Source organism: Microbulbifer mixtoriginis (SeqCode) (assembly GCF_052466695.1).
Genome location: NZ_CP174285.1, coordinates 741,680 through 765,346, shown reverse-complemented (window position 1 = coordinate 765,346; position 23,667 = coordinate 741,680). Strand labels below are relative to the sequence as shown.

Annotated in this window: 28 protein-coding genes, 1 tRNA gene and 1 pseudogene; 3 read left to right on the top strand and 27 right to left on the bottom strand. The window is 48.9% G+C overall.

Going from position 1 to position 23,667, the window contains the following annotated elements:
- Positions 1-80 precede the first annotated feature (80 nt).
- Complete coding sequence (locus ACJJI0_RS03445; protein ID WP_252081844.1) at positions 81-566, bottom strand: hypothetical protein; 486 nt, start codon at positions 564-566, stop codon at positions 81-83.
- On the opposite strand from ACJJI0_RS03445, the gene ACJJI0_RS03440 reads away from it, so the two are divergent.
- Together ACJJI0_RS03440 and ACJJI0_RS03435 are read left to right on the top strand one after the other, a co-directional pair.
- The gene (locus tag ACJJI0_RS03440) at positions 565-3,507 is read left to right on the top strand and encodes an Rne/Rng family ribonuclease (protein WP_444884686.1); all 2,943 of its coding nucleotides are present in this window, start codon (positions 565-567) and stop codon (positions 3,505-3,507) included. The two genes, ACJJI0_RS03445 and ACJJI0_RS03440, sit on opposite strands and share 2 nt — an antisense overlap.
- Positions 3,508-3,671: 164 nt before the next feature.
- Positions 3,672-3,759, top strand: a tRNA-Ser gene (locus ACJJI0_RS03435).
- Positions 3,760-3,856: 97 nt separating this feature from the next.
- Here the strand turns inward: ACJJI0_RS03435 and ACJJI0_RS03430 are convergent.
- The 21 genes and pseudogenes from ACJJI0_RS03430 to ACJJI0_RS03330 form a co-directional block, all read right to left on the bottom strand.
- A complete protein-coding gene (locus ACJJI0_RS03430) occupies positions 3,857-4,246 on the bottom strand; it encodes a LexA family protein (protein ID WP_444884685.1) in 390 nt (129 codons plus the stop codon).
- Between the two features lie 89 nt (positions 4,247-4,335).
- Entirely contained in the window at positions 4,336-5,070 is a 735-nt protein-coding gene (locus ACJJI0_RS03425; RefSeq protein WP_444884684.1) for an SOS response-associated peptidase family protein, read from the bottom strand.
- Positions 5,071-5,265: 195 nt separating this feature from the next.
- Positions 5,266-5,640 (bottom strand): hypothetical protein, encoded by a 375-nt coding sequence (locus ACJJI0_RS03420; protein ID WP_444884683.1) that lies wholly within the window; start codon positions 5,638-5,640, stop codon positions 5,266-5,268.
- Complete coding sequence (locus ACJJI0_RS03415) at positions 5,616-6,032, bottom strand: hypothetical protein (protein WP_444884682.1); 417 nt, start codon at positions 6,030-6,032, stop codon at positions 5,616-5,618. Before ACJJI0_RS03415 ends, ACJJI0_RS03420 begins: the two co-directional genes overlap by 25 nt.
- A gap of 80 nt (positions 6,033-6,112) precedes the next feature.
- Positions 6,113-6,319 (bottom strand): hypothetical protein, encoded by a 207-nt coding sequence (locus ACJJI0_RS03410; RefSeq protein WP_444884681.1) that lies wholly within the window; start codon positions 6,317-6,319, stop codon positions 6,113-6,115.
- Positions 6,320-6,538: 219 nt separating this feature from the next.
- Positions 6,539-6,871: a hypothetical protein gene (locus ACJJI0_RS03405; protein ID WP_444884680.1), complete on the bottom strand. Its 333-nt coding sequence runs from the start codon at positions 6,869-6,871 to the stop codon at positions 6,539-6,541.
- Between the two features lie 647 nt (positions 6,872-7,518).
- Positions 7,519-7,854, bottom strand: coding sequence for a hypothetical protein (locus tag ACJJI0_RS03400; protein WP_444884679.1), 336 nt, complete (start codon positions 7,852-7,854; stop codon positions 7,519-7,521).
- A gap of 188 nt (positions 7,855-8,042) precedes the next feature.
- Entirely contained in the window at positions 8,043-8,381 is a 339-nt protein-coding gene (locus tag ACJJI0_RS03395; protein ID WP_444884678.1) for a hypothetical protein, read from the bottom strand.
- Positions 8,378-8,617 carry a hypothetical protein gene (locus tag ACJJI0_RS03390; RefSeq protein WP_444884677.1) on the bottom strand — a complete coding sequence of 80 codons (240 nt, stop codon included), beginning with the start codon at positions 8,615-8,617 and terminating at the stop codon, positions 8,378-8,380. Before ACJJI0_RS03390 ends, ACJJI0_RS03395 begins: the two co-directional genes overlap by 4 nt.
- Positions 8,618-8,627: 10 nt before the next feature.
- Positions 8,628-9,074 (bottom strand): annotated as a pseudogene (gene ssb, locus ACJJI0_RS03385) (single-stranded DNA-binding protein).
- Complete coding sequence (locus ACJJI0_RS03380; protein ID WP_444884676.1) at positions 9,074-9,313, bottom strand: hypothetical protein; 240 nt, start codon at positions 9,311-9,313, stop codon at positions 9,074-9,076. The pseudogene ssb and the gene ACJJI0_RS03380 overlap by 1 nt, the downstream one beginning before the upstream one ends.
- A 2-nt stretch (positions 9,314-9,315) precedes the next feature.
- Positions 9,316-9,483 (bottom strand): hypothetical protein, encoded by a 168-nt coding sequence (locus tag ACJJI0_RS03375; RefSeq protein WP_444884675.1) that lies wholly within the window; start codon positions 9,481-9,483, stop codon positions 9,316-9,318.
- A 50-nt stretch (positions 9,484-9,533) separates the two neighbouring features.
- Positions 9,534-9,773 carry a hypothetical protein gene (locus ACJJI0_RS03370; protein ID WP_444884674.1) on the bottom strand — a complete coding sequence of 80 codons (240 nt, stop codon included), beginning with the start codon at positions 9,771-9,773 and terminating at the stop codon, positions 9,534-9,536.
- 31 nt (positions 9,774-9,804) lie between these two features.
- Positions 9,805-10,509, bottom strand: a complete 705-nt coding sequence (locus ACJJI0_RS03365; protein WP_444884673.1) for a hypothetical protein — start codon at positions 10,507-10,509, stop codon at positions 9,805-9,807.
- Between the two features lie 10 nt (positions 10,510-10,519).
- Positions 10,520-11,026, bottom strand: coding sequence for a hypothetical protein (locus ACJJI0_RS03360; RefSeq protein ID WP_444884672.1), 507 nt, complete (start codon positions 11,024-11,026; stop codon positions 10,520-10,522).
- Positions 11,023-11,199, bottom strand: a complete 177-nt coding sequence (locus ACJJI0_RS03355) for a hypothetical protein (RefSeq protein WP_444884671.1) — start codon at positions 11,197-11,199, stop codon at positions 11,023-11,025. Before ACJJI0_RS03355 ends, ACJJI0_RS03360 begins: the two co-directional genes overlap by 4 nt.
- Positions 11,200-11,202: 3 nt before the next feature.
- On the bottom strand, positions 11,203-11,448 hold the full coding sequence (locus ACJJI0_RS03350) for a hypothetical protein (protein ID WP_444884670.1): 246 nt from the start codon (positions 11,446-11,448) through the stop codon (positions 11,203-11,205).
- Between the two features lie 139 nt (positions 11,449-11,587).
- Positions 11,588-11,737 carry a phage replication initiator YdaU family protein gene (locus ACJJI0_RS21940; protein ID WP_507021905.1) on the bottom strand — a complete coding sequence of 50 codons (150 nt, stop codon included), beginning with the start codon at positions 11,735-11,737 and terminating at the stop codon, positions 11,588-11,590.
- Positions 11,738-11,816: 79 nt separating this feature from the next.
- Positions 11,817-12,038, bottom strand: a complete 222-nt coding sequence (locus ACJJI0_RS03340; RefSeq protein ID WP_353505428.1) for a helix-turn-helix domain-containing protein — start codon at positions 12,036-12,038, stop codon at positions 11,817-11,819.
- The gene (locus tag ACJJI0_RS03335) at positions 11,995-12,534 is read right to left on the bottom strand and encodes an SOS response-associated peptidase family protein (protein WP_444884668.1); all 540 of its coding nucleotides are present in this window, start codon (positions 12,532-12,534) and stop codon (positions 11,995-11,997) included. Before ACJJI0_RS03335 ends, ACJJI0_RS03340 begins: the two co-directional genes overlap by 44 nt.
- 78 nt (positions 12,535-12,612) lie before the next feature.
- Positions 12,613-13,779 (bottom strand): patatin-like phospholipase family protein, encoded by a 1,167-nt coding sequence (locus ACJJI0_RS03330; protein WP_444884667.1) that lies wholly within the window; start codon positions 13,777-13,779, stop codon positions 12,613-12,615.
- Positions 13,780-14,316: 537 nt separating this feature from the next.
- Between ACJJI0_RS03330 and ACJJI0_RS03325 the strand changes: the two genes are divergently transcribed.
- Positions 14,317-14,868, top strand: a complete 552-nt coding sequence (locus ACJJI0_RS03325) for a hypothetical protein (RefSeq protein ID WP_444884666.1) — start codon at positions 14,317-14,319, stop codon at positions 14,866-14,868.
- Between the two features lie 215 nt (positions 14,869-15,083).
- On the opposite strand, the gene ACJJI0_RS03320 is transcribed toward ACJJI0_RS03325, so the two are convergent.
- The 5 genes from ACJJI0_RS03320 to ACJJI0_RS03300 form a co-directional block, all read right to left on the bottom strand.
- The gene (locus ACJJI0_RS03320; protein ID WP_444884665.1) at positions 15,084-16,022 is read right to left on the bottom strand and encodes a UDP-glucose 4-epimerase family protein; all 939 of its coding nucleotides are present in this window, start codon (positions 16,020-16,022) and stop codon (positions 15,084-15,086) included.
- Positions 16,023-17,044: 1,022 nt separating this feature from the next.
- Positions 17,045-17,311: a hypothetical protein gene (locus ACJJI0_RS03315; RefSeq protein WP_444884664.1), complete on the bottom strand. Its 267-nt coding sequence runs from the start codon at positions 17,309-17,311 to the stop codon at positions 17,045-17,047.
- Positions 17,312-17,440: 129 nt separating this feature from the next.
- Positions 17,441-21,130: an efflux RND transporter permease subunit gene (locus ACJJI0_RS03310; RefSeq protein ID WP_444884663.1), complete on the bottom strand. Its 3,690-nt coding sequence runs from the start codon at positions 21,128-21,130 to the stop codon at positions 17,441-17,443.
- An 18-nt stretch (positions 21,131-21,148) separates the two neighbouring features.
- Complete coding sequence (locus tag ACJJI0_RS03305) at positions 21,149-22,255, bottom strand: efflux RND transporter periplasmic adaptor subunit (protein ID WP_444884662.1); 1,107 nt, start codon at positions 22,253-22,255, stop codon at positions 21,149-21,151.
- Positions 22,256-22,257: 2 nt separating this feature from the next.
- Entirely contained in the window at positions 22,258-23,580 is a 1,323-nt protein-coding gene (locus tag ACJJI0_RS03300; RefSeq protein ID WP_444884661.1) for a TolC family protein, read from the bottom strand.
- Positions 23,581-23,667: the final 87 nt, after the last annotated feature.

Genomic DNA, 23,667 nt, shown 5'->3' with positions numbered 1-23,667 from the left:
CAGCACAACAGCCCACAGTTAAGTGGGTAACAATCGCGAAGGTAAGACGGGCCGCGACCCGCAGCGCTTGAAAGGACGACTCAAAACTTGCGTCCCGCTCTGTAGATAATGCCAGCGACCGAACTGGCAACCAGGAGACAACTGCTTACTTTAACCTGGTCAACAAAATATAGAAGAAGAGTAGCGGCCAAAAGCCGAGCTACAGAGCTAGAAACGATGACGCAAACCTTGCCGCCCAGCTTGAAACTGACCCAAGGGTGGCGCCCAACCCGGCCATGGAAACCCACGGCCCCGGTACAGGGCAGTACTAAACGTAAGGTACTAAAGGAAGAAAGGTACTGGTAAGTGCCAACGGATAGCAGCACAGCATCGCATATCCGGAGTTTTTGCAGTGGAATGTTGGGCGAACGCTCGTCTCGAAAGGCCGCGTAGACTGAGTTTGCGGAACAGACAGCCTCTCTAACTTCCCTGCCCCGCCACCAGGTCATCTCCTCTTGGCGGCCCATAAGCAAGCCTGCAATGAGCGGTGTCTCACCTTTGCGCAACGCAAGGAAATCGACACGCATGAAGAGAATGTTGATCAACGCAACCCAGCCTGAGGAGTTGCGTGTAGCACTGGTGGACGGCCAGTGGCTCTATGACCTGGATATTGAAAATCGCACCCGTCAACAGAAAAAAGCCAACATCTACAAAGGTAAAATCACCCGTGTAGAACCCTCGCTTGAAGCCGCATTCGTCGACTACGGTGAAGAGCGCCACGGCTTCCTTCCCTTGAAAGAAATTTCCCGAGAATACTTCCTCAAGCAACCCAAGGACATCGAAGGCCGCATCAAGATTAAAGATGTCGTCAAAGAGGGGATGGAGGTTGTTGTCCAGGTAGATAAGGAAGAGCGCGGCAACAAAGGCGCCGCCCTCACCACATTTATCAGTCTCGCCGGGCGCTATCTGGTACTAATGCCGAACAACCCCCGTGCCGGCGGCATCTCCCGTCGCATTGAGGGCGATGAACGCTCTGAGCTACGTGACGCCCTAGCCAGCGTGGATGTCCCCTCTGGCATGGGCATGATTGTACGCACCGCCGGTGTGGGCCGCAGTGGCGAAGAGCTGCAATGGGATCTCAACTACCTCCTGCAACTGTGGAGCTTAATCAAAGAATCAGCGGACAAAAATAGCGCGCCCGAATTCCTCTTCCAGGAAAGCAATGTAATCATCCGGGCGATTCGCGATTACATGCGCGATGATATTGGTGAAGTTATTGTTGATGATGCGGATGCCTTTAAACTAGTAAAGGGCTTTGCTGAACAAGTAATGCCCCACTACGCCCACAAGGTAAAGTTCTACGAAGATAGCATTCCGCTCTTCAACCGATACCAAATCGAAAGCCAGATTGAGACCGCCTTTGAACGCGAAGTAAAACTTCCCTCCGGTGGCTCAATCGTTATTGATGTGACTGAAGCACTGGTCTCCATTGATATCAACTCCTCCCGCGCCACCAAAGGCGGAGACATTGAGGAGACCGCGCGCAACATCAACCTGGAAGCCGCCGATGAGATTGCCCGCCAGCTGCGCCTGCGCGATATGGGCGGCCTGGTCGTGATCGACTTTATCGACATGCAAAGCAAGTCCAATCAGCGCGAAGTTGAAAAGCGCATGGAGAAAGCTCTCAGCATGGACCGCGCCCGTGTACAAGTTGGCCGCATCTCCCGCTTCGGCTTGCTGGAAATGTCACGCCAGCGCCTGCGCCCATCTCTCGGTGAAACCACCTTCCGCGTTTGCCCCCGCTGTAGCGGCCAAGGCACTATTCGCGGCACCAAATCTCTGGCCCTCTCTATCTTGCGCCTAGTAGAAGAAGAGGCCAAGAAGGAGCGCAGCGCAGAGATTCGCGCAATTACCCCGGTAAACGTTGCCACCTATCTCCTCAACGAGAAGCGCAAGGCGATCTCCCAAATTGAGTCACGTAATAAAACCCGCGTAGTGGTCGTACCAAATGCGGAAATTGAAACGCCGCACTTTGAAGTTCAGCGCCTACGCGATGACGACACATCTACCCTTGAAACCTCCTATAAAATATCTGGAAGCGTAGAGGAAACTGTCACCAAGAAAGAAGAGCAGCCTAAGCGCCCACAAGCACAGCCTGTTGTACAACCGCTCGCGCACACCGCACCGGCACCAACTCCGGAGAAAAAACCGGAGCCAGGTCTGTTTAGCCGCCTGATAAACGCTATTGCTGAGCTTTTCACCAGCAAAGAAGAAGAGCCCAAAAAGCATCAGAAGTCCCAAAACCGCGGTAAAGATTACCAGCGCAATCGCAACCGTAATCGCAATCAGCGCGGTGGCAACCGTGGCAGTCGCAATGAACGTCAGACTCGCCGCAAAGACGATCGCCGCGAAGATAGCAAGAGCGATGACCTGCGCGAAGCCAGGCAGACCACAAAGTCGTTCGATGAGCGTGATAGCGGAGCCGACCGCGGTGAAGGACAGCGCCGTCGCCGCCGCCGCCGTAGCGGAGACAATCGCCGTAAAGATGAAAATCGCGGCAACGTCTCCGAGGGTAACACTAACGAAAACATCTCACAGGTAGATGAAAGCGCCGATCAGGATCGCCCGGCACGTCGCCCCAGCAATGTTCGCGGCCGTCCACAAGCTCGTCGTCGTGGCCGCCGTACAGAAAACACTGCCGCCACAGCCGTAGCTCAGAGCCAGGAAGAGCTAAATCGCGAAGTCAATGAAGCGATTGACGAAGCGGAAAGTGAAGCCAGGAAATCCAGGGATACCGCAGCCAAAAACTTGAGCGAAGCTCCTGTGAGTGAGGCGGCGAAGCCCAAGCGCAAAGAGCAAAAAGCTCCCGAGCCCACCCAGGTAACCGAGCCCAAGCCTGTAGTGAAGGCTCCTGAGCAAAAGCCTTTTGCGCCTAAGGTTTCTGAAAGCCAAGCGGAAGTAAAACCAGTTGCAGAGGCCTCTCCAAAGGCACAGCCAGCAATCACAAACGAGGCACCCGCTCAGCAGCCAGTAACATCTGAAAAGGTTACTGCAACCAGAGAAGAGCAACCCTCTCCTACCCTGGTAACCCCCAAAGCCTCTCAAGAAGTACAAGCCACAAAAGTGTCGGCACCTGCTACTAACGTGGAGGCTACCGCAGCAACTGAAGATGCTGAAGAAACTGCCCTAAAAGAAGCCAGTGAAGCCGCAAAGGCATCGGTAGAGCAAGGCGACGCTATCGCCAGAGAGGAAATGATGGCTGCAGAAGCTAAAGCTTCTGAGGAAATCGCTACGCCGGCAGCTCAGGGACGCGCCGGCAACGACCCGCGCATCAACCCCAAGCCATTGCTGGAGCTGGCAATCGTGACAGAGCATCGTGACATAGGCTCCCAGCAGCCGCTAGACACCGCTCAACCAGCGGCCATCCAGCACAGTCCTCGCGCACTTGCACGCCCAGCCAATGACCCGCGTGTGGCACGTCAAGCAACACAGGCTAATACTGACCACAATTCTGCAGAAGCAGGCTAAGCAACCAATCAAAGCCGCCAGCAGTTCAGCTGCTGGCGGCTTTTTACATCTGAAGAATTTCCCTTGACTGGTCAATAAATCACCTAACCCATTGAACTAATTGAAAAAATTTAAAACGGCACTTGTATGTAGCACGAAGCTATGTATAATGCACAGCACAATTTGGTGGGGTGGCTGAGTGGTCGAAAGCGGCGGTCTTGAAAACCGTTGACTGTAACAGGTCCCAGGGTTCGAATCCCTGCCCCACCGCCATTTTTAAACATAAAGCCCTGATTTTTCAGGGCTTTTTTGTTTCTACCCTTTTTGTTCCCCCACTTAATTTTTGAAGCGCTTCACTCGACGCCCACCATTAGTCACCCCTGTGATACCTCACTGATGCCTTAACCACCCCCTCCACTATCAATTCTTGCCCCTCCCATATGGGTATTGCTGGATAGTTAGAGTTAGCCGGAAGCAATCTTCCACGACGTCGATCCAAGATCTTGCAAGTGAGCTGGCCATCCAGAGCCACAACAACCACATCGCCGTGCACTGGCGCAAGAGACCGATCGACTATGAGAAGGTCACCATCGTGGATGCCAGCATTAATCATAGAGTTACCATTAGCGCGGACCATGTACGTTGCAGCCGGCCTAGTAACTAGATGGTCATCAAGGCTAAGAGCCGCTTCCAGGTGGTCATCTGCTGGAGAGGGAAAGCCGCATGGAACGCCGCTACTAAAGAAAGGGATAGATTTCATGAAACACCCAAACACTGTGTTTATATACAGCATACGGATGTAGAATTGTGACTACCAAGCGAAATACTTAACCAGTAAGCCTGCTTTAGTCATGCAGCTAAAGAGTGGCGATAAGCTACTGTCTCACGATGCCCCTTCAGAAATTCCTGCCACCCCTCTGCGCTGTCTGATTCCGCGTCAAGCCAAGCTTCCATGTAATCAGCATCAAGGAAAATTGGGCTGCGATCATGTCCTGCTGCTTCAACTTCAGGAGCAGGGTCATCAGTAATCAAGGTGCATGAGAAGTAGCCGACCTCTTTACCCGGAGACGTCCAGTAATCCCATAGAATTGGCACCCACATTAAGCTCCTTCCTTCTGGTGTGAACTGTATTTGTGTTTTCTTACCCTTCCGTTCTACCCACTCGAAGAAGCTAGTAAATGGTAGGATGCCATGACGATGACCTATCAGAGGTCGCCAAGTTTTTGCCTCCAGTAACCTATCCAGGCGGGCGTTATAAAGGCTGTATTTGGTTGATAAGTCCCAAGCTGAATTTGATGGGCGGATCGAATATCGTAATGGGCGCAGCCAATTCTTGCCCTCATCGCACACGATACCTGGAGCAAAATATCGAGGGTATGCGCGCTGACCAGGCTCTACCAGCCGGAATTGACTCGCGCGGGGCTGTCCCCTCAAGCCCAGTGCATGTTTAATCTCTTCCTTACTAGAAGATTTCTCCCACTCCTGATCTAAGCGCAGCTGGTCCCAAGACAACCCGTCATTCTGGAAACTAATTGGTAACTCCGAGAGTAATCCATTACTGGAAACAGCAAAGGAGTAACACATGAGAGCCCTCCACACTGCAAAATTCAAGCTGAGTTTGAAAATCTAGCAATAATGATAGCAAGCGTTTAAATCAGCTATTCTTCCAGTAAAGCAAGAATCTGCGTTAACTCATCCGAAGAAAGCTAACGCCGGTAGCAAAGGCGAGCGTTAGCGAGTCCAGCCCGCGCCTTTTGCGGGCGATTTTGCCTACCATTGTTATATTTTTTTTGATTTAAATACATAGTACCTGAACACTATTGCTTGAGCAGCTGCAGCTAGACCGAAAATAATACAAGCCTCTATGCTACTAACTACTGAAACAACCAAAAAAACACTTACACAAGCTAATAAATAATATATGAACTTTGGCTGAGGCCAATTGCATACCGCCCAATGAAATGGGAGACCGATTACGAGCCAACCGACAACAGATATAGCCAAATATACAGTAGCGAAAAGCCCAAATATGGCAATGAAATCTTGAGGTGGATAAGTAAGGATAGGAATGCCAATTTCATAGAATGAATAAGCAACCACAAAGAGTAAAACCCAACCCACACTGCGAATTATTGCGCCATCCCAGTTACCCAAACTATGTGGCTCCTATGCCCGCTGAAATATAACGCCAAGGTTTCGGTGGCTTTTGCCAGTACCCCCTCAGCTGCTGTAGCTGCTGCAGCCAAAGCAGTGGCGCCCTGCCCTGGGTCCGCCAGTGCTGCCCGTACAGATAAGATTGCCACAACCAAAAGCAACAACAGATAAACGCCAGTAAACGATAGAGCTATCAGCCTGCGGGCTATGTTCTGCCCGCTGGTAGACTTGATCCACTGCAACAAGAATTCACACACCTGTGCGTTGCGCTGGTCGCTATCCTGGGCTTTTTCTTCAGCGGTATAAAACAGCGCATCGCCAGTTTTGATCAGGGCATCAGCACCTTTTTCCAGGGCTTTCTCACTACCCCACAAGCGGGACCAAAAGCTCATACCGCTATCTCCAAAAATAAGGGGCCACCCGGTGCCAGGTGATATGGGGGGGGGGAGGGAGCACCGGGTGGCGAAAAAAGTTATGGGGTTTTATTTCGGTCTGACTCTTCGCGCTGCTCACGAATAAATCGGTTGTGCTGGTTGCGGGTAATCACTGCATAAACATTCCAAACAAGGCCGAGCACGGCGAGCAGCAACCCCACTACCTGCAGCCAATTAAATGGAACTTGTGTAAGCCCCACCCCTGCCGCAGTTACGGTTGTGCTTCCGGCTTCTTGTCCAGTCATGCAGTTTCTCCAGGCGAAAAAAAACCGGCCTGGGTGGGCCGGTCCAAGGGGTTGAACAATCCGTGGCATCTGGCAGAGGCAACAATCGCAAAGTGCCTTATTTATACCCCCCAAACGCAAAAGCACCAAAAGCGCGTCACCCAAAAATAGTAATGGGCACCTAACTTGGTACCCACTACTATAAATACACCACTCGCATATCGAGTGGAGGCAAGTCGCTTAGTCGCCCAGTACCACTACATAAGAGATTGGGCAACCTGCTACATTTTCGTCAACTTTCATTATTATTTTTTTCTTAGCCATTTGCGCAGCCAATATCGCAGAATATACGGCATCAGCGCTGGGATTAGTCATATCCAATTTTCCATAAACATCTGCTATTGCACCACAGCCTAAGTTGCGCTCATCACCAGTAGTCCCAACATATACAGTATTGCCAACAGTTGCATAAACCCTATCAACTTCAACGTTACTACATACACCCACTGTGCACTCTGCAAACGCCATTCCACTAATAGAAGACAGCATGAGGATAGAAAGTAATTTTTTCATCATATTTCCATATTTTTGGTTGTAATTTTCAATACAAAATCAGCCATATTGACTTAGTCAGCCCTTTAAATCTTGAACAAATCGTACTGGTCCTGGTAGTTAACATACCCCACTTGCACACCATTTAATCTGACTTCTGCCTCAACCGCATTTACATGTCCATTACCCACCCCACACGATGAGGTCCAATTTTGTAAGCGCATAGTGTGAGACCCACGACGCAAATCGTACGAAAATTGGTAATTTCTTAGGGAGTCAATTGTCAGAATAAATTTCCCATCTACATATAGATCTGCTTTGCAATATCCAAAACCCTTCGCCTTAAATATTGTTTCTACTGTCTCGGGCTCCGGCTCCGGCTCCGGCTCCGGCTCCGGCGAAGCAACTACCACTGGGATATTAATACCCTCATACGGTATTAAAAGAACTTCATCTGCTGAAGCTTTCGCGCTAAAGCATAAGGTTGCGACTATTGCCACAAAAAGATACTTAGAGTACATAATACTTTCCATTGATTGACGAAAAGTCCAAGCGCGGACTCTTCATACTTATTTAAGTATTCATATTTATGGGGTATTGAATCCGAGTCTCTTCCATTTCATGTAAAAAGAAGCAGAACAAACACCCCTTAGAGAATATCTATACTCTTAGTCTTTTAGCACGCTTAAATAATGAAGCGTATCGGAATATGTCTGATCTACGCAGGCGCCGTGAGTACGAATACTTACTGTCTTTCCTGAAGCGTGCGCGTACATAATTGCGCTCAGATATTCCTTGGCCATTGGTCTATCCATGCTGAATGAAATGTAATCACCATTTGCACCATGACATGCAGGTGGATTATTGACCCCGCCCTCTGGATAGACATAGACAAGCTTTGTACTATCGACCAGCAAGAATGATTCTATTTTTGCAACAGTAGCACCTGCAAATGAAACCTGAGAAAAAAGAGCGATTGCAGAAACGGCAAGATACTTAAACATTTAATAATCCTTCAAACTTTATAAAATATAGGAAGCGCGTAGTTTATAATCCAACCAAACTATAGCGTCAAATTATTTTGGGAATAAATTTTAATAAAAATTATTATTTTGGGACAAATTACCATCGGCCAGATTGGTTTTTGAGCGACTGTAATGCCCCTCATTTATCAACCATATTCCTAAATTTATTATTCTGTTTGGTTGAAGTTATGACTCTCCTCATAAATGATCATGCCCGCGATGTAATTGATCGCCCCTAGCAATTCCCTCACACGGCGCTCACGGGTTGGCAGGCGGCGGGCTTCCTGAATTTTTTTGATCGCCTGAAAAGCCATACCGTCATCGGTCGCCAATAGCCCGCTAATGGTTTGCATAGGCTGGTCTTCGAAGCGCTGCCCATTAGCGTGCCGCTCCTCTCCCTTCCCCCGCGCAGCCTGATCGTATGCCCGCTCTAATACATCGGCTAAGCGCTGATAATTTGGATCATCCAGTTTATAAACCGGATCGCCATCGGGATGCCCTATCATTTCTTTGCCCTCTTCTTTTCGCTGCTTACTTTAATCTGCTGTTTGTTTTGTACTTTTGCCCAGCTGCGCCGGGTTGTGTCCGCAGTGCATGCCGCCACCCGCAGGCACTCACCAGACTGGCCGCGCGGTATCTGCTTAATCTCTCCACCACTGGCCAGAAACGCCGCTATTTTGCTGTCGATATTTGCCTGAGCCTGGCGCAGGGTTTCGGGTTGGGGGCATTGGGCTACTGTCATACATCACCCCCTAAAACGGCACATCGTCATCAAAGGAATTTTCACCCCCAGGCTGATTGGGGGTCTGTTGCGGGGCGGGTTGACTTGTTGCGCCCTGGGGATAGCCACCCTGCTCTCCCCTACCGTCTAGCATCTGCATGTCACTGGCGACGATCTCGGTGGTGAAGCGGTCCTGGCCGGTTTGCCTGTCCTGCCATTTGCGTGTACGCAGTGAGCCCTCCACATAAACCTTGGCGCCCTTGCGCAAATACTCGCCGGCAACCTCCGCTAAGCGGTTAAAGAACACCACCCGGTGCCATTCGGTGCGCTCCTGCTGCTGGCCGGTTTGCTTATCCTTTCAGCTCTCACTGGTGGCCAGGATGATATTGGTTACCGCCCCACCGCTGGGCATGTACTTGGTTTCCGGATCGTTACCCAGATTGCCAATCAAAATAACTTTATTGATCCCCCTGGCCATTACTCGCACTCCTCTTGCTTAAGCTCCCCATCGACAATGCGATAGGTGGTTATTTGGTCTGTTACCTTGTCGAAGATTTGCACCCAACTGGTAAAGAATTCACTCCTGGCTATCTCCTTTGCCATTTCCTCTGCGGCCTGTTTGGTGGGGAGGGACTCTTTAAAATCTTTGGCCCCGCCCATCATTAGGTTGTAGGTGCCGCTAAAGACTGCGAAACGATTTAAGTACTGCTTTCTCACTCTCAACTCCACTTTGCCCGCTTGCGCCTCGCCTGTTGGCTCATGGTGTTGGGCTTGCTGCTATGTCGATAGTTAGCCTGCAAATTCTGACCAACCGGGGACCACTCACCACTACCAAACGTCAATGCTTGGGCTATTGCTGCCAGAGTCATGCTTTTCCATCTGCTCACTGTTGCTCTCCTGCGGTTAAAGTGCCGGCCTTCCACCGGCTCAGGTTTTTTCAGTCGTCCAGCTCGTACAGCTCAACACCCTTACAAGTGATGCGCTGCACCTTGGCTTTTTTGTTTTCACGCTCTGCGGTCTTTTGTGCGATGCCATGCAGTTTTTGATAATCCTTGCGATATAGCGGCATCCGTTTTGGAAGTGATCGACCAGCCTCATTAAGGCAATCCAGATACTTTTCACAGCGGCCAACAATTGCGGCAGCCCCTTTTGTCAGTGGTACGGCGGTCAGTTCCATCTTCTCCCCTCCCAGTGGGTTAAGGTTTTAATTAAAAAAACTGGTGTGTTCTGCGCTGAATCAGCGCGGTGATATTCGATTGCCTGGCCTGGCGGGCTCGGTAAGCTCTGCGATAAGCCGCCCGACAGGACTTGCAGCGGCTGGCACGGCCGCAGCGGCTAAAAGGGCTGTTATTGCGCGGGAATTCTTCCGGGGCTTTCCACTGGTAGCAGCCAGTGCACAAGAACTCGCCGCGTTCGTTGGCTTTACGGCTCACTGGCTCACCCTCTCTGCTGTACTGATGTTTTGCGTTGCGATAGCCGGCCCAAACAACAAACCAGCGAGATAGATCCGCCCCTTGTGCAGGCGGGATTGATAGGTGCGCAGACTGATGCGCAGATAGCGGGCGCGCGCCCTTTGTTCGTCCAGGCCTTCGTGCAGCAGTAGCGCGGGCCTCCACTTTCAGCACCTCGTATAGCTTCGGGTTTTCGCGTTTGATCGCTGCCATAGCCCGCTCTACCGGTGCCGCCACTTCGTCGCTAATACCCAGGCTGCTGTTGCGATTGCCCCGGCTGGCGCTAGCCAGTGCGGTGCGTTGTTTTTGTCTGAGCCGTGAAGCACTGTGCGCGGCATGAACCTCGATGGAACAGAGCACGCTGCTGCCGTTCACCCCGCCCAGATCCAGGGCCACCGAGCCCCACAGATACAGCTTGTCTTCCAGAGCCTCGATTAGGCGTGGGCTGATACGCTCCCCCACTTGCAGCCCCTCAATAGGTCCACAGCCAGGGGCGCGGACGCCCCGGGGCTAGGTTGTTACCACCGATATGAATAAAGCGCTCTTCAGTGCGGCCGCGCTGATGGGGGCAAATAGCTGTAAATGGCTGAGGCTGGTTTTTTTGGAGGTGAAACCAGTTGTAAACATGCAGTGATCGCATTAACACGTGCGCAGCGGAACCATGAATTCGTATGTCCACGCCTACACCGCAAGGGTGGTCCCCAGGAATCCAGGTTTTACCGCCCTGTTCTACTCTGCGGCGCTTAAACGATTCCTCAGGATGGTGCTGGCAACGGTAACCGCTGCTCACCGGCATAGGGCGGCAGTAGACTCGCTCAAGTACCCGGTTCAGGTGGGCAAGAAAGTCGGCCCTCATGTTCGATGCGCTTCCCGCTTCACGCTCCCCCTGATCTCTAGAGCGAGCACAAAAAGTGCAGCGGCACTGCAGTTCCTCATCGGTGAAATAATTCCGACTGGCTGGCGTATGGATATCGATCATTGAGCACCCCCAAAGCGGTAAGAAAATTCGCTGTCTTCCAGTACCTCGGCGATAAAAACTCGAGTAAATCCCTGGTCACGTTTGGCCGGGGCTTGGGTTACCTTGCGTTGCACCGCGCAGCGGTTGCTGTCGTTGTCGATCAAGCCCAAGCCATGGGGATTGCTGCGACTCACCTTCTACAGCACATCCACCAGCGGCCTGGTACCGCCCTGCAGGTTGTCTTCACCAAAAGAACCGCGCTCAATCTCCAGATACACCTGCGCAAGCGGCTCATTGGGGCGGCGCTGACCACTGCGCACCAGCGCGCTAGTCACTTCCAGGGCCAGTTGTTTTTTCAAAGCACGACGCTTTGCCCAATGCATGCGCAGCAGCTGGTTGTTCGAAGGGGTGGCCAGGGGAATGGTGAATTCAATGGTTCTCATAGTGTTTCCCCTGTTACCACTGGTCGTTAAGCATGTCGGGGATGGAGATATCGCGAGAGGGGCGATTGCCATTTGATCCTCTGCCTGGGGGTGCTGGCTTTCGCCGCAGTTGGTTTTCATGGTTCAGCAACCACTCAAACTAGAATCCGGTCCAACCACGCAAGCAGCTGACAGCAAGGCAGTGGTCAACGCTGTAACCGTGTTGGTTTGCCAGATGGGGCTGTTTCGAGATCTGGTTGATTGCGATTTGGGTGAGCGGTTTGCTGCGGACCTTTTTCCAGCCCTGCAAGACTTCGCTCTCTGGATTGTTTGGCCAAGATGAAAAATCTGATCCCCTATTAATATTTTTAGGTTCTTTTAGATTCCTTTTAGATTTGTGGTCCGTTTTTGGTACTGGTGATTTGGCCAAAATTTAAAGTGAATTGATTGCTGGACCCGTTCGACTTGACGCGGATAATCAGACTTGATTCTTCCAGCTGCTCCATAGCTGTGATGACAGTTTTCCGATTAAGGCCCGTTGCCTGAGCAATGTAAGCAATCGAGGGATTACATTGCCCGCTTGCCTCGTTGTGACAATTCGCAAGCGACAATTGGTGCCCACATCAAATCTTTACCCTTTGGGGTAAACTGGGCCTGAGCGTTCTTACCCTTGTGTTCGACCCACTCAAAGAAACTCGTGAATGGTAATATCCCATGCTGGTAGCCAATCAGGGGTCTCCAGGTTTTTGCTTCAAGTAATCTATCTAGCCGAGCGTTATATAGACTGTATTTTACTGCTAGATCCCAAGCCAAGTTGGATAGGCGTATCGAGTAACGTAGCGGGCGCAACCAATTCTTACCTCCATCACATACTATACCCGGAGCAAAATAGCGGGGGTATACTCTTTCGCCTGACCCTGCAAGGCGGAATTGACTGACACGAGGTAGCCCCTTCAAACCGAGAGTGTGGCGAACCTCTGCTTTAGTAGAGCAGCTCTCCCACTTCTGGTTGAAGCGGAATTGATTCCAGGCATTCACATCCGCTCTAAACCCTACAGGTAGTGATGACAGCGTCTTGTCACTAGGGACCGTAAAGGAGTAGCACATGGAAATTCACCGTAAAGTGTGGCCTGAACCACACTAATAAGATGGTTAAAAGAAGAAGGAGAATTTAAGAGGAACTTATCACCGGTCCTCGCCCTTCAGATAGTCCACTATTTTATCAATCTCCTCTTCATTTTCGTCAATAAGCCTATCTGAAAGAATCTTAAGCTTGTCAATTGATTTGTAATCAAAAGGGCCCACAAAGGGGTCAATAAGCTCAACATTAAGATAATCATATTTCACCCGCGAGGGTGCTAAAGACTCGGCAATTTCCAGAGAAAATATTTGCTGATAATCCATTGATCGTGTCATGCTAAATATTGCATCATGGAACCAGCGTAATTTCCCCCAACTCTTTAGACTTCTATAATCAAAACCCATAGTATGAACTGGGTGTATTCCGGAACCAAGAATCAGCAAGTAGTAGTTTTTGCCTGGAAAATTTTTTATTACATCATGCAAGATGACGTTAGCCGGATCATTAGCCGTGATTGCTGCATCTGCAAAGTAACGATGGGTAATCTTCTTGTCTGGCCCCACAAAATCAACAGGGGTAAAAAAAGCCTCTGCACTCGATGCAGCAGCAACAAGCTGATAAAGCGTATTAGTAGGCAAATCTAAAGCTTTTATCCCTCTATTCTTAAATAGATGCAACCTTCCATTATGTACATCCAGCGACGGGATAATTACATAGTTATTTAAGCTGGTGAAGTTCATCGCAGGAGAATAATTTCTCTCCAAGACTTCTGAAAGATGGGTACCCATAAATTGCGGCGAGAGGTATCCATTAAATGTCAAGGCATTATGATACCAGGGCACTGAAAATAAAAACTCGCTTTCTTTTTCATATACCTTTATTAACCTTTCACTTCTTGAGGAAATGTTGTCATGATCAAAATCAAGCCGACCCAATTGGGAAAGAGGAATATTCAAGCTGGTGGCAATAATTGCACCTGTTGAAACTCCACTAAAGACGTCGAACACTTCCTCTACAGGCTTCCCCAATTGCTTCTCAATATGCTGTATCACATAGAGAGGTATAAGCCCCCTGACGCCACCCCCTTCAATGATCAGAATATTAATTGTTTCCTTTTTCTCTAATGCCTCATTGCTTTTTATTAACTCCTCTGTAATTGGCTGGGAATCAAACTTGATACCGCGAACAAAAACATAATTGTAAGAAAAAACCAGCAAACTTAGAGCCACTACTAACAAAAAGAAAATGACTACAGAATGCTTGATTTTCATTACAGCACCTCTACCCTACATACAAAGTATAAGCACAAACCTTAAGTTTGACTCTACCATCATAAGCTAGCTGTAAATTCTATTTAGAGAGACTTGTGTCTTATCAAAAATAACATACCACAAACAAATTCCCCCAAGTAAAGTATTAAACCTATATAAAATTTCACCCCCAAGACACTAATCCGAACAGACATAAAAAGAGCCAGATAATCCTTCTTTTCGAAAAAAATGAGAACGAATTACTAGTGGCTTTTCTTCTCTGTAGGCAAATACAGATATTGACTGCTCATGTCCTACTGCCATTATCCTATTCATAGCCTTACAATTATCCTTAACGAACGTTACGCCTAGCCTCTCGAAACTTGCTCACACTATGTGTTCTTACAGACTTAACTGATTCATTGGCATCCCCGCCTTTCAAATCTTATGCAAGACTTTATCGCTGGCATTTGTCAAAAAATGCATGAATCCCTACAATTAGCGTCAAATATGAGATACTCCCCCCATAAAAGAACCCTAATAAACTGGGAAAGACCTATGACTAAGTTCACCACCTACCTGGCAGCTGCCTTACTAGCTGGATGTAGCGCCACCACAAGCATCACACAAAAAAGTGCTAGTGAAGTTCGTCAGGCGGTAACGATACATAATAGTTCCGAAAATAACGCAACTGAATATAGCGGCCCCCCAATGCAGGCAACCACCGATGGCTCGGATCACAACCTGTACTACTATATGCTACGTGCTCTTGCCCCCAAGAATGGCGGAAGCCCCCAATACCAACTGCGTATTGATATCACATACCGGGAAAACTGGCGCAACTATGACACAGCCACATTTAGTGGTGGAAACGAGGTTGAGCTATCCCAACTCGATCGAAAAGTCCTCAACTGTGCATCAGCATTTAAATGCATGCTTGAAGAAACTCTGGAAGTCACATTGAGTGAAAATCAGATCACCAATGCTCTCAAGAAGCGAGAAAGCCTTAGAGTGAAGCTTTATGCAAAGTCAGGTCATCGCTCGGTTATCGAAGTGCCCAGCTCTTATCTGATGGGTTTTTACTCCAGTATTGTCAATAGACGGGGCTAAAAACTGGAAGGCCATCACAATTACTTATTGTGTGACCTTTAAATTGTGAGATCTCTGAGTAGCTCCGGAATACCTATACAGACTTCAGCGCCTGGCTTGCTTAACGAGGCAAAGTCTTCATAACAGGTTTGTGAATAGTCTGAACACTCCCAAAAAATAGAGCCGAAAGCCTGGCGGGATCATTCAGATACTCCCAGGCTTCTATAATCTATAAACTAAGATTTCTGCAGGCTTTCAGCAGTCTTAGCAAGCCCCTCTTCTACCGATACCGGTGGCTGCCAATCAAGCAGGTTCATGGTTTTTCCAATATCCACTTGCAAAGAACCACATAGACGATCGGCAACAGCCCTTTTCCCCAGTAGGGAGAGAGTAAAGATCAGAACAGATGCTGGCACAGGTATCAATAGAGCCCGGCATCTTAGGCTCCTTGAAAGCCGCCGCAATAAATCCGTGATAGACATATCAAGACCATCAGATACAAGGAAGACTTGATTTCTTGCGTTCGGGTGTTCAATACAAACTGTGATCAAGTCGATCAAGTTATAGACAGAAACCAGGCTGCGCCGATTGTTAATTGAACCTAACGGCAGTGGAATACCTTTCTGCAGCCAACGCATCATGGATTGAAAGTTAGCTTTTACTCCAGGTCCATAGACTAGCGGTGAACGAATAACAACCACTTCTAGGCCAGTTTCCTCTGCCAGAGCGAGTAAGGCATCCTCAGCTTCTTTTTTTGAAATCCCATAGGGGTCTACAGGATTTGAGGGCTCCTCTGCGGTAAATGGGCCTCTGCCAGTAGTGGATTCCCCATTCACCTTAATAGAGCTTAAGAAAATAAACCTTTTTACTCCTGAAGATGCAGCTTGGCGGGCCAGTTGTAAGGTACCTTCCAAGTTCACTTTGCGAAACTCTGCCAAGGGGTCGACAGCACTTTCTTGCATCACATGAACTCTCGCGGCAGTATGGATCACCACATCAATGTTGTTCAGTGTGGTACCCCAGTCAGTTTCCGCATCTATGCGAGGTACATAAAGCCCCCCTTCTACCTCCTGGCGATACACGGGCAGTACCTTAACCCTTTTAGATCGCAGGGCTGATAAAAGAGCACTTCCAATAAAGCCACTGGCACCGGTCAACAATACTCGCGCTTCCACAAGCCCCGCCCATATCAATTAATTTCATCAGGAAGTAGTTTACAGATAGGGAAGCATTGAGTCACTGGTGGAAGGGCTGATGATAAAGAGCCTCTAAACGGGTAGCCTGAAGATAAAAGTATCTTGGCTAAGCAATGATTAGACAACTCAAAAGCGTTCACAAGAGGGGTTTTAATGCTCTCTTATTCGACCTTTAGTTTTGATCTCTAAGGCTGCAAAACCGAAGCTGAGCTTTGCCAGCATTTTTCACTCTGGCTCTGACATTCTCTAGAGCCCGCCCATGGGGTTCAGTAGTTTCTGCGGTTCCCCATTTAATCTCCCACTTTTCTCGGGCTGCCAAGCAAGCCTTGGCTTGCCGATAATGCCAGCGAGCCTCAGCACAGGGGTTAAGATCTCTGGGAACCTTACGGTCACAGATACGATGGTATCTTTTGCGAGCCAAATTTGCTTTAAAATCTTTATCTATTACCGCATCAAAGTGGCGAATAGGCGAAGCTATAATCCTTTGCGATATCGCGCTCCCCCTAGCACTGGCCCCAGAAGGGATAGCCCAGCGTAACGTGGTTAACACGGGCTGATCTGAGAAAAAATCAATGGGTGAAACGGCTAACAGTTTCATCTTAGACAAACATATTACTGGAACCGGGCTAGTGCCACCCAGAGGAAGCTTCTTTAGATAGTAACTAGTCGTTAACCTATTAGGCGTTGGCCATGTCGTTAACCTATGAGACGTTGACCATTTAGAGGCACTAAAACCATTTAAAGGGGCGGTATCAAACCCCATAGTGCCGGCTGAGAATGTGGAAATGGCAACTATCAATAGACCGCTTAAACCAATTAGTGACTCTCCAATCCGTTTATTACCATTTGTAGGCATAAGCAGATCCTAATAAATTTAGATGCCCGGGCAGTCCGAAGCGAGAGACTTAAACTGTAAACAAACTAAAACGCTAGTCTAGCGTCGCAAAGCTTAAGCCCCAACTACGCTCTTTCGGAGAAATCAAACTTGCCTACGTCAAGACTTAAAGGTGTTTTTGTAGTTCTTTTTGATTTAGCACTGGGGTAATCCAAATTTCCGCACCCAGAGCTGAAAAAAACTTTTCGTTATATGCCATCAGATGATCCTGCCGCTTCTCCTCAAGAATAAAAATAGCCGCGCGCTTACCATTCTCTAAAAAGAAATAGGAGGATTCAGGCTCAGCCGAAGCGATAAAATCATTGAAGGCTCTCGGCATGGACTTGTCTGCGATAGCATTATTGCCACTTTTAACGGGGATCAGGATTTTCATTAACAGGCGCATCGGGCTTCCTCTGTTGGGGAATTAAGGTTTAGGCTCCAACCATAGTCAATACCAAACCAATTAAGCGATATGAGGTGACTAATCCCGCTGAAGGACACTGGTGGTTAAGTAGAGTTCTTATGCTTCTACCATGTTTCTACTGCCGTCTTCCGCGCCTGAACCCCTCTCGTGCCAGTGAATCCACTTTAGATCCACCACCATCACGGTATAAAGCACCGGCACCAGTAGCAAAGTACCGCAGGTTGCCAATATCAAGCCTCCTATCTGGGCAAAACATAAAGGCTGCCAAAGAGGACCACCATGGAAAGCGAGAGGCACCAGGGCGCAGGTAGTAGCCGCTATTGTGATCAGGATTGGTCTTAGTCGTAGGATCCCCGCGTCCAACAATGCCTCTCTGAAAGGATCGCCTGCGGCATGACGCACTTCTATAAAATCAAACAAGACAATAATATGGCTGACAATTACCCCTACCAAGCTTACTATCCCCAGAAAAGCCATAAACCCGAATGGCTGGCCAGTAACATAAAGCGCGGCAAGGGCACCCACCATACCCAGTGGTACGGTGGCAAATACCACCAAGGGCTTCAATAAGTTACTAAACTGGAAAACCAGAGCCAAAAAAATGGCCCCCGAGGAAACACCAAGTATCATGAGTAGCTGTGCAAACCCATGTGTTGAGTTAGCCGCATCTCCAGAAGCTTGTATTTGATAACCACTGGGCAACGTCTTTTGCAAGGCATCTAATTCATCTTTTACATCTCCCATAATATCGGAGGCAATAAATCCTGCATAAGGGTATGCAAAAACAGAAATCGTGCGAAATTTTTCCAAACGACGAATTCGCTCAGTTCTAAAGTCAATTCTTGTTGTCGCCACCTGCTCTAGGGGAACTCTTACTTCCGTATCTGATGAAAACACATAAAGATTGTTAATATCCTGCAATTGCCCACGCTGATCCAGCCGGAGGCGAATAACAATTGGTATTTCTTTGTCCCCCTCCCGTAATGTGGATACCTCACTACCATTAATTGCCGTTGATGAAGCCTGGGCAATATCGGCATTAGTGACTCTAGACATGGCTGCCCGGTCTTCAAGAACATTCATATAAACCGCAAGACTCCTCTCTCCCCAGTTCTGGCGAACCGTGCGAGCATATGCCGATTTCTGTACAATATTTTTCACTCTCTCGGCAACATCTCGCAAGATAATAATATCCTTACGCTCTTCCTCAGAACCGGTTGTCACACGCCCTGACACCCTTATTTCAAAGGGGTAATCTACCGGAGTAGTTTGCAGTTGGCGCACATCCAGATCGGCTCCGGGGATATTCTTACTGAGTGCTTCCTGAATAAACGGCACCAACTTTGGAGTCAGATTTTTATCATTGATACGGATAATAATTTGACCATAATTAGCTTGCTGTGGCCGAGGGTTCACTGTATACCAAAAACGCGGCGCCCCTCCACCAACGGTAGTACTCAGTGCCTGTAGAATTGGTTCATCAGAATTCCCACCATTTTCTTTTTGATACTTTTCTATTGTTTGTCTAATCACCTGCTCCGCTTGTTTGGCAACATTATCTGTTGCATCAATGCTTGCATCATTCTGCAACCAGACATCCACATAGGACAAATATTGAATGTCATCTGGAAAAAAGGCATTTTTCAATTGCGTTTTCAATACCACTCCCGCAATCAGAAAAAGTAGAAATCCCAGTAATACAAGTTTCCTATGATCTATAGCCCAGCTAGCGGTTCGATAGTACACACCTGTAAGCCCATGTTTCCGCCTCTCCTCCAGTGTTGGCTCTGTACGCTTCGGTGGACGCAAGAGAAGATTTCCTATGAAAGGCAGAAAAGTCATAGATACTATCCGGGAGGAGATCAATGCGCAGGCCATAACAATTGGCAAACTGTGCAAAAAATCACCTTGATTTCCGGTTAGTAGTAAGAAAGGTAAATACGCAACCACATTGGTGAGCGTCGCAAAGAAAATGGCTTTCGCGAGTAGGGTTGGACCAAGCCAGGCAGCAATAAACGATGGTTTTCCCGCGGCCATCTGTCGCTTGATGGCATCCCCGGCAACAACAGGATCATCCACTAAAAGCCCCAGGGCAATAATCAAGGCTGCAATAGAGACCTGTTGAATATCCACCCCCATAAACTGGATAAAGCCGAAGGTCATTGCCAAGGTAATCGGGATTGAGATCATCAGTAGGACAGCGGAACGCCAATCAGAAAACCCGATAAAAGCGACAATAACCACAAGGATAATGGCTTCAACCAGCGCCTCAATAAAAAGCCCCACACTTTCCTTTACTTGTCTGGGCTGATCAGACACTTTTTCAATAATTAAATCTGGCGGCAAGTCGGCTCTAACCTGTTCCAGTAACTTTGTGAGTACCTTGCCTAGCTCGCCGATTTGCTCACCATCACGCATCTGTACCGATAAGTTGACGCTGCGATGCCGTTGCCATGTTCCATCGTGTTTAGATTTGCTGACATAGTAATTTAATAGCTCTGGTGGCGACTCATAGCCCATTGAAACATCCAGTACACCCCGTAGGTACACCGGAGTACCATCATCACTCAAAGCGATAGGTACATCCCCAATTTCTTCATAATTGCTAAAGTCCCCACTGGGAAATATTGCGACATCCATATCCTCAACAGTCAGATTGCCGCCAGGAATGGTTGTATTGCGGGCATTGAGTATTGGGCCAATCATATCCGGGCGCAGGCCGTAAGAAGCAAGCCGCTCCTGGGAATAAACCAAATCGACTTGCTGTTGCAGCACCCCGGAACGCAGTACCCGCTTTACCTGCGGGAGAGTGCGAATATTCGCAGCGATGAGATCAGAGAAATCATCCAGCTGCCGATAGCTGTATTTTGCCCCAGCCACTTCGGCAAGACGCTCACGAGTTTTAGCAATATCTCGTACAAGAAAAGGCTGCCAGGAGTCGGGAAAAAATTTCTGTGCACTAAGTCGCTCATTTAAAAAACGATATCCCGCGCGCATCAACTCTTCATCGCTTTTATCTGAGGTAAAATCTACGCCGATATAACCGGGGCCCGACAGAATTTTAAATGCAGTGCCATAACCCTGTTTCTCCATCCAGCGGGAAAAGACCTTGAAGGCAGCCAAGCTATTCACCCCGTGCACTGAAAGCGGCAGGGCCACCATAATACTAACCCTCTGCTCTACTCCCTGATTTTTATACTTGGCGCGAACCTCCGATAATGCTTCTCGAATGTTTTCTGCCCGGAGGCTTATTTCAGTAGCTCCGGCCCTTGGGCTGGCTACTGCCAAAAGCACGGCAGCCGTATCCCCAAATTCATCATTGAATTGAGTAGCCTGTGTCCCTGAAGGCAGTTGACTCTGCGCGTCAATAAGTTTCAGGTTTATATCATTAAATGCCTTAGTGACATCGGTGTGGGGGGCAAGCTGAGTTTGTACTACGGACACACCGTTAAGGGTCAGGGATTTTATTGCAAAGGAACGCGCATCTGGCTGGTAGAGATATTCACTCTGGGCGATGGCATCTTCAATTCGTCGTGTCACCAGCTCCTCAACTTTGATGGCACTTTGCCCTGGCCATTTGGTTGTTGCTGTGGCTATACGGACGGGAATATCAGGGTCCTTACTTTTGGGCATCGCGATATAAGAGATAAGCCCCCAAAACATAACCCCAACCAATAGCGCCCATGAAATGGAGGAGTTATCGACAAAAAAGCGAGCGGTATTAAAGCGATGCTCACTTTCAGCTTCCAGAATTTCTTCTCTGGTTTTTTCGTCTTTAACCACCATTGATATTCCCTTGAGGCACTAGGGCACTATCCTTACCGTCTGACCATCCTGTAATTGTGACGCGCCATTTGACACAACCCGCTCCCCCTCCTTGAGGCCGTGTAAAACAACAATGTTGTTACCCACTACCGGCCCTGGAACCACTCTGCGCAGCTTTGCCTGTAAAACATTGTTGTCAATTTCCAATACAAAAACGGCAAAGCCTTCCGACTCATTTGACTGCGGGACCAAACATGAAAGGGGCACCACAACCCGGTTTGGCTGAGGCTGCATTTTGTCCAGTAAAAGACTCATAATCATGCCCGGTTTTAATATTGCATTGGGGTTAGGCACGGTTACGGTAATGGCAAAAACTCTGGTGCGTTCCTCTGCTTTCGGGGAAACTTCTGTGACCTGGCCAGTAAAAGTCTTGCCTGGTTGGGACTCTGTCATCATAGAGATAACACTACCCAGTTTGGCAAAGCTCAACACCACATCAGGCACATTAAAAACCACTTTGACACGAGAGATATCGGCAACCACAAAACCAACGGCATCCCTTTGCACCAGAGTGCCGACCTCTATATTGCGTTGAAGAATAATTCCCGTAAGGGGTGAACGTAATACCGTGTCATTAAGATTCTCTTTAGCGTTATCCAAGCGTGCCTTAGAACCTACAACCGAGGCCTGTGAGATCTCATACTCCTCCCGGGCGGCGTCGTAATCCGGCGCCGTGATACTTGCGGTGGCAAAAAGAGCCGAAGCTCTTTTGTAGTCCAGATCTGCTTTCCTCCGGGCAGCCTCTGCTTTACTGACATTCGCTGCCGCCTCAACCACCTTGTCTCTGTATTGCTCGTCGTTGACGATAGCCAGGGGCTCTCCCTGAATCACTCGGTCCCCGCCCTGCAATATTCTTATTTTTCCAAGCGCCCGACGAGTTGGAATTTCATCGATATATCCCTCTGTTCGAAATGCTACATCTACCTGCGTATAGGGGTGGACCACTGCAGAGTATGGATAACCTTCAATTCCACTTTCTGTACGAGCCACTGTAGCTTGCACAGGCACCGGACTTTTCCCCGGCGGCTCACTTTGGCAGGCCGATAGTAAGAGCAGAAACATCAGTAAAAGGGGTAAACGCAACATCGTTACACCTCCCCGACCGCTCTTTCGTATTCGGCTAACGCCCTCCAGACAGAAAGTACCGCTTTGTTGTAATCGCTGTTGGCGCGATCGAGCTGGGTTTCCGTTTCCAGTACGTTGGTTAATAGCGTCGTTTGCTCACGATAGCGGTTGATCATTACCCGTAACTTTTCCCGATATGCCGCTTGTAATTCTCGGGCTACAGCAACCGATTCCTGCGCAGTCCGTAACTTGCGCAAGCTGTCGCGCACTTCTACTTCAATTTGACCGCGCAATTCCCCCACTCTAACTTCGGCCCCAGCAATTTTACTCGCGCGGCTGGCCAGCTCATCCCGCTTGCGCCCCCAGTCAAAAATCTCCCAGCGTAAATCTAAAGCAACGATTGCCTCGGCATCAGGCACAAGGCTTACGTTAAAGAGCTTGAGATAGCTGAAGTGAAAGTCTATATCGGGAATATATTCAGATTTCTTAACATCGTAGCTGTATTCAGCCTTCTCAATGGCCAACAGCGATTCAATAAAATCAGGGCGTTGATCAAAGGCCAACACTAGGGATGCATCGGTGTCATACACGACTTGATGAGGTACAGGGAGGTGCTCGACGCTAAATGGCGTTTCTACATCGCGCCCCAATAGCGCATTGAGTCGCTCCTTGGCCGTAATCATCTCATCAATCCTGCGCTGACGCTCCAGTTGACGCTGGGCCAAGCGGGCACGTACATCCAGCAACTCGTATTCCAGAGCCACCTGTTGGTCGACATAATTGCGCACCAGGTCACTCAGGGAACTCAAGAACAAAATAGATTCATCAATCGCCTGGAGGTCACCGATAATCCTGCCCACCTCGAAATACTGCAGCTTTACCAAAAAAGCGACATCCTGCTGCGTCCAGCGCACTTTTTGCACCGCCATCGCAGTGGTGACATAGCCCTCACAGATTTCCAAGGCAATAGTGTAGAGACGGGTAAGAGGCTGGCGCGCACTGAAGGAGACGATCTCAGTAGTTCCCTGCTCGGTGGTGATCTCCACATTGTTTGGTGGGATTGGTCCTATTTCAGAATCGGGAACAAGGCTACCCTCAGGGAAGGTATAGCTCTGGGTGGTGAGGTTGTGATTGATGGCGGCATTCAGTTCCAATCGCGGGTAACGGCGTGTCTTTAGCGCCTCAACCATATCTCCCGCCTCATCGACTTCTAGAGCCGCGCCCTGCACCCGCAGGTTGGTACGAATGGCCGTTTGTACTGCATCATTGAGCGGAAGCACAGGCTCAGGGGCAGAGCTCCAGGCAGCGCCGATAAAGATCCATATTGCGAACCCGCCCTTGAACAACGATCACCCCTTCCTGGCAGCAGCACACAACCGCACAATATGCAATTATTCCAGTAAGTATATGTGCTTCATGCTCACCGCTTAGTC